The sequence below is a fragment of the Streptomyces sp. 8K308 genome (assembly GCF_004348315.1).
In the GTDB taxonomy this organism is placed as follows: Bacteria; Actinomycetota; Actinomycetes; order Streptomycetales; family Streptomycetaceae; genus Streptomyces.
Window position 1 is genome coordinate 1 of sequence record NZ_SMKC01000233.1, and the last position, 11,470, is coordinate 11,470.

Below are 11,470 nucleotides of genomic sequence, written 5' to 3' on the forward strand. Positions count from 1 at the left end.
CACCCCGCCCGGGCCGCCCCACTTGTGCGCGCTGCCCGCCAGCAGCGACCAGCCGCCGGGCACCGCCCCCCAGCCGAGCGACTGCGCCGCGTCCACCAGCAGCGGCACCCCAGCCGCCCGGCACTCGTCCGCGATCTCGGCCACCGGCTGCACCGTGCCCACCTCGTGGTTGGCCGACTGCACGCACACCAGCGCCGCCGGCTCCTCCGCCGCACCCAGCGCCCGAGCCACCGAGCCGGGGGAGACCCGGCCGCCGCCGTCCACGCCGATCTCCGTCACCGTGCCGCCCGCGTCCCGGTGCGCCTCGGCGGCGTGCAGCACCGCGGAGTGCTCGACCGCCGACACCAGCAGCCGGCGGCCCACCCGCGCCCGGCCGGCCAGGGCCCCGGCGATGCCGGTGTGCAGCGCGCGCGTACCCGACGTGGTGAACGTCAGCTCGTCAGGGCGGCAGCCGACCGCCTCGGCGGCCGTCTCCCTGGCCGCGTCCAACAGCATCCTGGCCCGCCGGCCCTCCCGGTGCGGCCGCGCCGGGTCGGCCCAGCCGTCCGCGAACGCGGCGAGCAGCGCCTCTCTGGCGACCGGGTGAAGGGGCAGCGAAGAGGCGGCGTCGAAGTAGGTCACACGGCACGCTAACAACCACGACGTCGCTCAGGCGACGCGTAACGCCCCCTCCCCGCGACCCCCCAGGTGGCGTCGAGTAGGGTTTGGTCCGCATAAACATCCAAACCCTGCCCGTGTCAGGGCCGGCCCCCGCTCCGTGCGACGGCAGCCCGGAACCATGGGCGAGACTCTCGGGAAGGCGCTACGTGAGTCCCAACGGCTCCGACCGCTCGTCGCGGCGCCCGATGCGGCGGAGGATTCTGCCGCGGGCGCTGATCGCGGGCCTGGTCCTGGCAACCGCGACAGGTTGCACCTCCGAGGACTTCCCCCGCCTCGGCATGCCCACCCCCGTGACGGAGGAGGCGCCGCGCATCCTGTCCCTCTGGCAGGGTTCGTGGGCCGCCGCGCTCGCCACCGGCGTGCTGGTGTGGGGTCTGATCCTGTGGAGCGTGTTCTTCCACCGCCGGTCGAGGACCAAGGTCGAGGTCCCCCCGCAGAACCGGTACAACCTCCCCATCGAGGTGCTGTACACGCTGGTTCCGCTGGTGGTCGTCTCCGTCCTCTTCTACTTCACCGCCCGGGACCAGACCGAGCTGCTGAAGACCTCGGACGAGCCGGACCACATCGTCAACGTGGTGGGCTTCCAGTGGAGCTGGGCCTTCAACTACATCGAGCCCGTCGGGGCCACCGACGGTGACGCCCGCACCGACGAGGCGCTGGCCGGCATCCCCGACCGCTTCCAGGAGCGCTTCCCGGAGAACGCGGACGGCGTCTACGAGTCGGGCACCCTCCAGGACCGCAACCCGGTCACCAACAACCCCGGGCCGACCCTGGTGCTCCCCGTGAACGAGACCACGCAGTTCATCCTCACGTCCAGGGATGTCAACCACTCCTTCTACGTGGTCCCCTTCCTGATGAAGATGGACGCGATCCCCGGGCACACCAACTCCTTCGAGGTGACCCCCACCCGCGAGGGCGTGTTCATGGGCAAGTGCGCCGAACTGTGCGGCCAGGATCACTCGCGCATGCTCTTCAACGTGGAGGTCGTCTCCGCCGAGGAGTACGACCAGTACCTGCAGGAACTGGCGGACCGGGGCCAGACCGGCTATGTCCCGGCGGGCATTCCGCAGACCGAGGCCGCCGTGAACGCCGAGACCAACGAGGGCCGATCGTGACAACCGTCGAAGAGAGCCAGCCGGCCGGGCAGGTGGCTCCGAGCAGCCAGCCGCCGGCCCGGCGGAAATCCCCCGGCAGCATCGTGGTCAGTTGGCTCACCACCACCGACCACAAGACCATCGGCACGCTGTACCTGGTCACCTCGTTCGCCTTCTTCATCATCGGCGGCGTGATGGCCCTGGTGATGCGCGCCGAGCTCGCCAGGCCGGGCGGCCAACTCGTCACCAACGAGCAGTTCAACCAGCTGTTCACCATGCACGGCACGGTGATGCTGCTGATGTTCGCGACGCCGCTGTTCGCAGGCTTCGCCAACTGGATCATGCCGCTCCAGATCGGCGCCCCCGACGTGGCGTTCCCGCGGCTGAACATGCTGGCCTACTGGCTCTACCTGTTCGGCAGCCTGCTGGCCGTCGGCGGCTTCCTCACCCCGCAGGGCGCCGCGGGCTTCGGCTGGTTCGCCTACTCGCCGCTCTCCGACGCGATCCGCTCGCCCGGCGTCGGCTCCGACATGTGGATCATGGGCCTGGCGCTCTCCGGCTTCGGCACCATCATGGGCGCGGTCAACTTCATCACCACCATCATCTGCATGCGCGCCCCCGGCATGACCATGTTCCGGATGCCGATCTTCACCTGGAACGTGCTGCTGACGGCCGTGCTGGTGTTGCTCGCCTTCCCGGTGCTCGCCGCCGCGCTCTTCGCGCTGGAGGCCGACCGGACCTTCGGGGCCCACATCTTCGACGCGGCCAACGGCGGCGCGATCCTGTGGCAACACCTGTTCTGGTTCTTCGGCCATCCCGAGGTGTACATCATCGCGCTGCCGTTCTTCGGCATCGTCTCCGAGATCATCCCGGTCTTCAGCCGCAAGCCGATCTTCGGCTACATCGGCCTGGTCATCGCGACCATCCTGATCGCCGGCCTCTCGGTCACCGTGTGGGCCCACCACATGTACGTCACGGGCGCGGTGCTGCTGCCGTTCTTCTCCTTCATGACGTTCCTGATCGCGGTGCCCACCGGCGTGAAGTTCTTCAACTGGATCGGCACCATGTGGAAGGGCTCGCTCAGTTTCGAGACCCCGATGCTGTGGTCCGTCGGCTTCCTGATCACCTTCCTCTTCGGCGGCCTCACCGGCGTCATCCTGGCCTCGCCGCCGCTGGACTTCGCGATCTCCGACACCTATTTCGTCGTCGCCCACTTCCACTACGTGGTCTTCGGCACCGTCGTCTTCGCGATGTTCGCCGGCTTCCACTTCTGGTGGCCCAAGTGGACCGGCAAGATGCTCGACGAGCGGCTCGGCAAGATCACCTTCTGGACGCTGTTCGTCGGCTTCCACGGCACCTTCCTCGTCCAGCACTGGCTGGGCGCCGAGGGCATGCCGCGCCGGTACGCCGACTACCTGGCGGCGGACGGGTACACCGCGCTCAACACCATCTCCACCATCAGCTCGTTCGTGCTCGGCGCCTCGATGCTGCCGTTCTTCTACAACGTGTGGAAGACCTGGAAGTACGGGCAGCCGGTCAACGCGGACGACCCCTGGGGATACGGCCGCTCCCTCGAATGGGCCACCTCCTCGCCGCCGCCCCGGCACAACTTCCTCACCCTGCCCAGGATCCGTTCCGAGTCGCCCGCGTTCGACCTGCACCACCCCGAGGTCGCCGCGCTCGACCAGCTGGAGAACGACGCCCGCCACGAGGCCGAGGCGCTCACCGGAAAGGAAGCCGGCGCATGAGGATTCAGGGATGGCTCTTCAGCGGGGTCGCCATCTTCATGCTGGCGATGGCGATCGTCTACGGCGTGTGGTCCAAGGAGCCCGTCGGCACCACCGCCCTCTTCCTCTCCTTCGGCCTGATGGGCATGGTCGGGTTCTACCTGGTCTTCACCGCCCGCCGGGTGGACGCCGGGCCGCAGGACAACAAGGAGGCCGAGGTCTCCGACGACGCCGGTGAGCTGGGCTTCTTCAGCCCGCACAGCTGGGCGCCGCTGGTGCTCGGCGCCGGTGGGGTGTGTGCCTTCATGGGCCCGGTCTTCGGCTGGTGGTTGCTCTTCTTCACCGCGCCGTTCGTGGCCGTCGGCCTGTGGCTGTGGGTCTTCGAGTACTACCGGGGCGAGAACCAGACCCAGTGACACGGGGCGCCCGTTGACCCGTTCGGCCCCCGGCAGCGTCGCTGCCGGGGGCCAACCCGTTTGCAGTCACCCGGCGTGCCGCCTTGCGTCATCCTCCCTACGTTGTGGCTATGAGTCACACACCTCGGATACAGCTCGGGTGCGCGCTGCTGCTGGCCCCGCTGATCGCGGGCCTCACCGGCTGCGGCGGCGACGGCAGCCCCCTCGCCGGCGAGCCGTACGACGCCGTTGGACAGCTCTCCTTCGGCTCCGCGGGGGACGGCGCCGAAGTGAACCCGGACGATCCGCTGAAGATCAGCACCAAGGGTTCCGGATCCAGGATCACCGACGTGATCGCCACCGACTCAGCCGGCCGCCGGGTCTCCGGCGAGCTCTCCGCTGACGGCCGCGCCTGGCGCAGCACCGACCCGCTGGCCGCCGGCGCCGACTACACCGTCCAGGTCTCCACCGAGAACAGCGGCGGATCGCCGGGGCGCGGCGAACACACCTTCCACACCAGCGAATCCGACGCCAAGCGGCTCGACGTCACGTTTGGGCCCGAGGCCGGCACCTACGGCGTTGGCCAGCCCATCACGGCCGAGTTGAGCGAGGAGATCGACGACGCGACGGAGCGTGCCAAGGTGGAGGGCGCGCTCGAGGTGCGTTCCGAGCCGCGCGTCGAGGGCGCCTGGCACTGGGTGGACGGTACCGAACTCCACTACCGCCCCAAGGAGTACTGGCCCACCGACGCCACGATCTCCGTCACCTCGTCGCTCGACGGGGTCCAGATCAGGGACGGCCTGCGCGGCGGCGAAACCGACGCGCTCGAACTGACCACCGGCGACCGGATCGAGGCCGTCGCCGACATCGCCAACCACCACATGACGGTGTCACGCAACGGCGAGGAGCTGCGGACCATCCCGATCACCACCGGGAAGGAGGGCTTCGCCACCCGCAGTGGCAAGAAGGTCATCCTCGGCCGCGAGTCGTATGTGCGGATGACGGGCACCAGCATCGGCATCCCGGCCGGCTCCTCAGAGTCCTACGACCTGCCCGTCTACTGGGCCGCCCGGCTGACCTGGAGCGGCGAGTACGTGCACGGCGCCCCCTGGTCGGTCGGCTCGCAGGGCTACGACAACGTCAGCCACGGCTGCACCGGCCTGTCGACGGAGAACGCCCGTTGGTTCTACGAACTCGTCAAGCCGGGCGACATCGTGGAGCACGTCAACGGCTTCGGCGAGGACATGGCGCCGTTCGGCAACGGCTTCGGGGACTGGAACCTCTCCTGGGAGGAGTGGCTCGAGGGCAGCGCCCTGGGCGGCGTCTACCAGCCCCAGGACCGCGTCGCCTCCCCCGCACGGCTGGCTCCCTCCCTGTGACGATCCGGGTGCGCGCGGCGTGAGCGCTCCGCAGCAGGCCCGTCAGGGCGTTCGTGAGCTCGGTCGGGTCCACCGGGTGGGGGACCGCGGCCTCGGCGCGGCTCCAGGAGGCGAGCCACGCGTCCTGCGGGCGGCCGATCAGCACCAGCACCGGCGGGCAGTCGAAGATCTCGTCCTTGACCTGCCGGCACACCCCCATGCCACCGGCCGGCACCGCCTCGCCGTCGAGCACGCAGGCGTCGACGCCGCCCTGTTCGAGCGCCGTCAGCACGGCCGGCAACGTCGCGCACTCCAGGTACTCGATCGGTGGAAGATCGGCCGCCGGGCGGCGGCCGGCGGCCATCCGCACCTGCTCGCGGGTGTTGACGTCGTCGCTGTAGACCAGCACCGTGACGGTGCGCTCCATCGTTCCTCCGCGGGTCGAGCATCGTTGCCGTTGCGCGGATCGTACTCCGTGGACCCCGGCCGGAGGCAGGGGTCAGGTGCCGCGTCAAGGCCGCGGGAAGGCCGGGGGAACGCCGGGGCAAGGGCGTGCGACGGGGGCGTGATCGGCGTGGACACACCGAACCCGACCCCCGAGACAACGGCCGGAAAAGCGCCCGACATAATGACGGGCGTGGCGACAGCAACAGCAGTAGATACCGGGCACGCGATCCCCTCGGTCAACAGGCCGAATGTCACCAGCGTCGGGACGGTCATCTGGCTCAGTTCCGAGCTGATGTTCTTCGCGGCCCTCTTCGCGATGTACTTCACCCTGCGATCGGTGATGGGTGACGAGTTCTGGTCGGAGCAGGCCGGCGCGCTCAACGTGCCGTTCTCCACGGCGAACACCGCGATCCTGGTGCTCTCCTCCCTCACCTGCCAGCTCGGCGTGTTCGCCGCCGAGCGCGGTGACGTGAAGAAGCTCAGGTTCTGGTTTGTGATCACCTTCATCATGGGCGCCATCTTCATCGGCGGCCAGGTGACCGAATACGTGGAGCTGGTCGTGCACGAGGGCATCTCGCTCTCCTCCGGCCCCTACGGTTCGGCCTTCTACCTCACCACCGGGTTCCACGGACTGCACGTCCTCGGCGGCCTGATCGCCTTCCTGCTGGTCCTGGGCAGGACCTACGCCGCCCGGCGCTTCACCCACGAGCAGGCCACCACGGCGATCGTCGTGTCCTACTACTGGCACTTCGTCGACGTCGTGTGGATCGGCCTCTTCGCCACCATCTACCTGATCAAGTAGCCGCGCCGGTCGCCGCGCCGCACGACGCACCTCCCACCATCGCACCGACGCTGAAGATCCTGACACCGGGGTAATCCGTGAAAAAGCTCTCCGTACGACGGCGCCATCCGCTGGCGGCGTTCGTCGTCCTCCTCCTCGCGCTGGCGGCCACAGGGGGGCTGTACGCCACACTCGCCCCCGCGGACGAGGCCCAGGCCGAGACTTCGGCCCAGTCCCTCGCCATCGAGGAGGGCAAGCGGCTCTACGAGGTCGGTTGCTCAAGCTGCCACGGCCGGGGCGGCCAGGGCGGCAGTGACGGCCCGAGCCTGGTGGGCGTGGGCGCCGCCGCGGTCGACTTCCAGGTCGGCACCGGCCGGATGCCGATGGCCCAGACGGGCCCGCAGGCGCCGGAAAAGCCCCCCGTCTACACGCAGGCCCAGATCGACCAGCTGAACGCGTTCATCGCCTCACTCGGCCCCGGCCCCAGCGTGCCCGAGGAGTCGTCCTACGACCCGGCGGAGGGCGACGCCGCGCGCGGCGGCGAGCTCTTCCGCAGCAACTGCTCGCAGTGCCACAACTTCGTTGGCCGGGGCGGCGCCCTGACCAACGGCAAGGAGGCGCCCAGCCTCCACAACGTCGAGCCGCGCTACATCTTCGAGGCCATGATCACCGGCCCGCAGAACATGCCCTCGTTCCCCAACACCACGCTGACGGAACAGGACAAGCGAGACATCATCGCCTGGCTCGACGAGGTCGCCACCGACGAGTCGCCCAACCAGGGCGGTTTCACGCTCGGCGGCTACGGCCCGGTCGGTGAGGGCCTCTTCGCCTGGACCTTCGGCATCGGTGCCCTGATCGCCGTGGCCGTGTGGATCGGCGCCAGGAGCACTAAGGCCAGGAAGTCATGAGCAGCCACAACGACAACAACGACGAGCACACGTCAGGCGGCGAACTCACCCCGGCGGACGACCCGTTCGCCGACCCGGGGCTCCCGCCGCACGAGCACCGCAGGCAGGACATCGACGAGCGGGCCGCCAAGCGCTCAGAGCGCACCGTGGCGCTGCTGTTCACCGTCTCGATCCTCGCCACGATCGGCTTCATCGCCTCCTACGTCGCGATCCCGATCGACAACATCGTTTACATCTGGCCGTTCGGCCACGTCAGCGGGCTCAACTTCGCGCTCGGCCTGACGCTCGGCCTCGCCCTCTTCTGCATCGGCGCCGGCGCCGTGCACTGGGCGCGGACCCTGATGTCGGACGAGGAGATGGCCGACGACCGGCACCCGATCGAGGCGCCGCAGGAGGTGCGGGCCCAGGTCATCGCGGACTTCAAGCAGGGCGCCGCCGAGTCCCAGTTCGGCCGCCGCAAGCTGGTGCGCAACACCATGTTCGGCGCGCTGGCCCTGGTGCCGCTCTCCGGCGTGGTGCTGCTGCGCGACCTCGGCCCGCTGCCGGGTGACAAGCTGCGGCACAGCCGCTGGCGGGAGGGCTCGCTGATCATCAACGAGTCCACCCAGCAGCCGCTGCGCCCCGAGGACATCCCGGTCGGCGCGCTGGTGCAGGCGATGCCCGAGGGCCTCGACCCGCACGACCACGATTTCCAGGTGGAGATCGCCAAGGCCGCGGTCATGCTGGTGCGTCTCGAGCCCGAGGACATCAAGGACCGGCAGTCCGCGGACTGGGGCCACGAGGGCATCCTCTGCTACTCCAAGATCTGCACCCACATCGGTTGCCCCGCGACGCTGTACGAGCAGCAGACCCACCACGCGCTCTGCCCCTGCCACCAGTCGACGTTCGACCTCGCGGACGGCGCCCGGGTGATCTTCGGCCCGGCGGGGCACCCCCTGCCGCAGCTGCGGATCACGGTGAACGAAGACGGCTACCTCGCTGCGCTCGGCGACTTCGAGGAGCCCCCAGGCCCGAGCTTCTGGGAGCGCGGATGAGTACGGCAACGGAAACCTCCAAGGCGACGGACGACGCCCCGCGGAACCGCGGCAAGGCGCCCGCGGGTGAGCGGGTCGCCGACTGGGCCGACGGCAGGCTTGGCATCTACACGCTCGCCAAGGCCAACATGCGGAAGATCTTCCCCGACCACTGGTCGTTCCTGCTGGGGGAGATCGCCCTCTACAGCTTCATCATCCTGATCCTGACGGGCGTCTACCTCACGCTCTTCTTCGTGCCGAGCATGGCCGAGGTCGAGTACCACGGGTCGTTCGAGCCCATGCAGGGCCTGCTGATGAGCGAGGCGTACGCGTCGGCCCTCGACATCAACTTCGAGGTCCGCGGTGGCCTGCTGGTCCGGCAGATCCACCACTGGGCGGCGCTGATCTTCGTCGTCGGCATCTTCATGCACATGCTGCGGGTGCTGTTCACCGGCGCCTTCCGCAAGCCGCGCGAGATCAACTGGCTCTTCGGCTTCCTGCTGCTGGTGCTGGCGATCTTCACCGGCCTCACCGGCTACTCGCTGCCGGACGACTCGCTCTCCGGCATCGGCATCCGGCTGATGGAGGCGGCGATCCTGGCGGTGCCGGTGGTCGGCTCCTACCTCCAGATGTTCCTCTTCGGCGGCGAGTTCCCGGGGCACGACATCATCCCGCGGTTCTTCGTGGCGCACGTGCTGCTGCTGCCGGGGATCATGCTGGGCCTGGTGGTGGCGCACCTGATCCTGATCGTCTACCACAAGCACACCCACTACGCGGGCCCCGGCCGCACCAACGACAACGTGGTCGGCTACCCGCTGCTGCCCGTCTACATGGCCAAGGCCGGTGGCTTCTTCTTCCTGGTCTTCGGCGTGATCACGATCATCGCGGCCACGGTGACCATCAACCCGATCTGGCTGCTCGGCCCCTACCGGCCCGACCAGGTGTCCACGGACGCCCAACCGGACTGGTACCTGGGCTTCTCCGAGGGCCTGGTCCGGATGATGCCCGGCTGGGAGTGGGTGCTGCCCGGCGGCTACACGCTCAACTTCGGGCTGCTGATCCCGCTGGCGGTCTTCCCGCTGATGCTCGCGGTGATCGGCCTCTACCCGTTCTTCGAGGGCTGGGTCACCAAGGACCACCGCGAGCACCACATCGCGCAGCGTCCGCGCAACGCGCCGACCAGGACCGGCTTCGGCGTGGCCTGGCTGACCGCGTTCGCCGTCACCACCATCGGCGGTGGCAACGACCTGTTCGCGATCCACTTCAACCTGTCGATCAACGCGATCACGTGGTTCTGTCGGATCGGCTTCTTCGTGCTGCCGGTGATCGCGTTCTTCGTCACCCGGCGGATCTGCCTCGGCCTCCAGCGCCGGGACCGCGACAAGGTGCTGCACGGCCGCGAGACCGGCATCATCAAGCGGCTGCCGCACGGCGAGTTCATCGAGGTGCACGAGCCGCTGTCGCAGGAGAAGCTGCACCTGCTCACCTCGCACGACCAGCACGCGCCGTACGAGGTCGGCCCGGAGACCGACGAGAACGGCGTCCGGCGCCGGATCGGCCCGGTCGAGCGGGTGCGGGCCAGGATCAGCCGCGGCTACTACGGCGAGCAGGCGCAGATCCCCAAGCCGACCCGCGAGGAGTACCGGGAGATCACGAGCAGCCACGGTCACCACTGACCGTCCGCGCTCCCGGCCTCGGTGGCCCCCGCCCGTGCACGGGCGGGGGCCACTCGCGCTATAGGCTCTGGCCCAAGGCCAAGCGACGGCCGCTGCCACACGAAGCCAGAGGTGATTCCCATGAGCGCTGTGATCCCCGCCGGAGGCGACCGAGCGGCGGCGCGCACCTGGCCGGACGTGCTGAGCGCGCTGATCGCGGGCCGCGACCTGACGACCGACGAGGCCGCCTGGGCCATGAACCGGATCATGGCCGGCGAGGCCACCGACGCCCAGATCGCCGGCCTCGCGGTGGGGCTGCGGGCCAAGGGCGAGACGGTCACCGAGGTGTCGGGCCTGGTCCGGGCCATGTACGAGCACGCCAACCTGATCGAGGTGCCAGGACCGACCGTGGACATCGTGGGCACCGGCGGCGACCGGGCCAAGACGGTGAACATCTCCACGATGGCCGCCATTGTGGTGGCCGGCGCCGGTCTCCGGGTCGTCAAGCACGGCAACCGGGCGGCGTCCAGCGCGAGCGGCGCGTCCGACGTGCTCGAGAAGCTCGGCGTCAACCTGGAGCTGACGCCGGAGCGGGTCGCGGAGGTCGCCCTGGAGGCGGGGATCACCTTCTGTTTCGCGGTGAAGTTCCACCCGGCGCTCCGGCACGTGGGCGCGGCGCGTCGCGAGTTGGGCGTCGCGACCGTCTTCAACTTCCTCGGCCCGCTGACCAACCCGGCGCGGGTCAGGGCCCAGGCCACGGGCGTGGCGGACGCCAGGATGGCGCCGATCATGGCCGGCGTGCTGGCCGAGCGCGGCTCCTCGGCGCTGGTCTTCAGGGGCGACGACGGGCTCGACGAGCTGACGGTCACCGCGCCCTCGACGGTGTGGGTCGTGCGGGACGGCCAGGTGGCCGAGGAGCGGTTCGACCCGCGGAGCGTCGGCCTCGCGCTGGCCCCGGTCGAGGCCCTGCGGGGCGCGGACGCGGCCTACAACGCGGACGTGGCGCGGCGCGTCCTGGACGGCGACACCGGCCCGGTGCGGGACGCGGTGCTGCTCAACGCGGCGGCGGCGCTCGTCGCCGCCGCCGGCCCGACGGACGCGCCGCTGGCCGAGCAGATCGAGGGAGCGATGGGGCGAGCCGCACACGCGATCGACTCAGGCGCGGCCCGCGAGACGCTCCACCGCTGGTCCTCCGCGACCCACGCCTGACAGCGCGGTTCCGCTGCGCGCTCGGCGTAGGCCACGGCGCGGGCGCGGGCGCGCACGGCCCGCAGGCCCGGGCCACCGGTGCGCTCCGCGCGCACCCGGTGCGTTGTTGCGCTGGCGCGCGGCTTACGGCCGTGCCGGCCCGCGGCTCGGGCCGTGTGGCCCGGCGGCGAAGCCGCCACGGGCCCGCACCGCGCGCAGCGCGCCCGAAGGGGCGGGTGGGCGG

At 70.1% G+C, this 11,470-nt stretch carries 10 protein-coding genes and 1 pseudogene; 9 read left to right on the forward strand and 2 right to left on the reverse strand.

The window, feature by feature from the left end; genetic code table 11:
* The coding region (locus E1265_RS25630) for an aminotransferase class V-fold PLP-dependent enzyme (RefSeq protein WP_132933377.1) at nt 1-621 on the reverse strand (621 nt) is incomplete at its 3' end.
* A gap of 185 nt (nt 622-806) precedes the next feature.
* On the opposite strand from E1265_RS25630, the gene coxB reads away from it, so the two are divergent.
* From coxB to E1265_RS25650, 4 genes are all read left to right on the forward strand, one after another.
* Nucleotides 807-1,775, forward strand: a complete 969-nt coding sequence (gene coxB / locus E1265_RS25635; protein ID WP_132933378.1) for a cytochrome c oxidase subunit II — start codon at nt 807-809, stop codon at nt 1,773-1,775.
* A 32-nt stretch (nt 1,776-1,807) separates the two neighbouring features.
* On the forward strand, nt 1,808-3,502 hold the full coding sequence (ctaD, locus tag E1265_RS25640; protein ID WP_243741104.1) for a cytochrome c oxidase subunit I: 1,695 nt from the start codon (nt 1,808-1,810) through the stop codon (nt 3,500-3,502).
* On the forward strand, nt 3,499-3,897 hold the full coding sequence (locus tag E1265_RS25645; RefSeq protein WP_132933380.1) for a cytochrome c oxidase subunit 4: 399 nt from the start codon (nt 3,499-3,501) through the stop codon (nt 3,895-3,897). Before ctaD ends, E1265_RS25645 begins: the two co-directional genes overlap by 4 nt.
* A 110-nt stretch (nt 3,898-4,007) precedes the next feature.
* Complete coding sequence (locus E1265_RS25650; protein ID WP_132933381.1) at nt 4,008-5,255, forward strand: Ig-like domain-containing protein; 1,248 nt, start codon at nt 4,008-4,010, stop codon at nt 5,253-5,255.
* A 28-nt stretch (nt 5,256-5,283) separates the two neighbouring features.
* On the opposite strand, the pseudogene E1265_RS39600 reads toward E1265_RS25650, so the two are convergent.
* Nucleotides 5,284-5,661, reverse strand: a pseudogene (locus E1265_RS39600) (hypothetical protein); the annotation flags it as partial.
* 201 nt (nt 5,662-5,862) lie between these two features.
* Between E1265_RS39600 and E1265_RS25660 the strand changes: the two are divergent.
* The 5 genes from E1265_RS25660 to trpD all read left to right on the forward strand — a co-directional run bounded on the left by E1265_RS25660 (nt 5,863) and on the right by trpD (nt 11,247).
* Complete coding sequence (locus tag E1265_RS25660; protein WP_132933382.1) at nt 5,863-6,483, forward strand: heme-copper oxidase subunit III; 621 nt, start codon at nt 5,863-5,865, stop codon at nt 6,481-6,483.
* A gap of 77 nt (nt 6,484-6,560) precedes the next feature.
* A complete protein-coding gene (locus tag E1265_RS25665; RefSeq protein WP_132933383.1) occupies nt 6,561-7,370 on the forward strand; it encodes a c-type cytochrome in 810 nt (269 codons plus the stop codon).
* Complete coding sequence (locus tag E1265_RS25670; RefSeq protein WP_132933384.1) at nt 7,367-8,404, forward strand: Rieske 2Fe-2S domain-containing protein; 1,038 nt, start codon at nt 7,367-7,369, stop codon at nt 8,402-8,404. The genes E1265_RS25665 and E1265_RS25670 overlap by 4 nt, the downstream gene beginning before the upstream one ends.
* Nucleotides 8,401-10,059 carry a cytochrome bc complex cytochrome b subunit gene (locus E1265_RS25675; RefSeq protein ID WP_132933385.1) on the forward strand — a complete coding sequence of 553 codons (1,659 nt, stop codon included), beginning with the start codon at nt 8,401-8,403 and terminating at the stop codon, nt 10,057-10,059. The genes E1265_RS25670 and E1265_RS25675 overlap by 4 nt, the downstream gene beginning before the upstream one ends.
* 120 nt (nt 10,060-10,179) lie before the next feature.
* Nucleotides 10,180-11,247: an anthranilate phosphoribosyltransferase gene (trpD, locus tag E1265_RS25680; RefSeq protein ID WP_132933386.1), complete on the forward strand. Its 1,068-nt coding sequence runs from the start codon at nt 10,180-10,182 to the stop codon at nt 11,245-11,247.
* Nucleotides 11,248-11,470 lie beyond the last annotated feature (223 nt).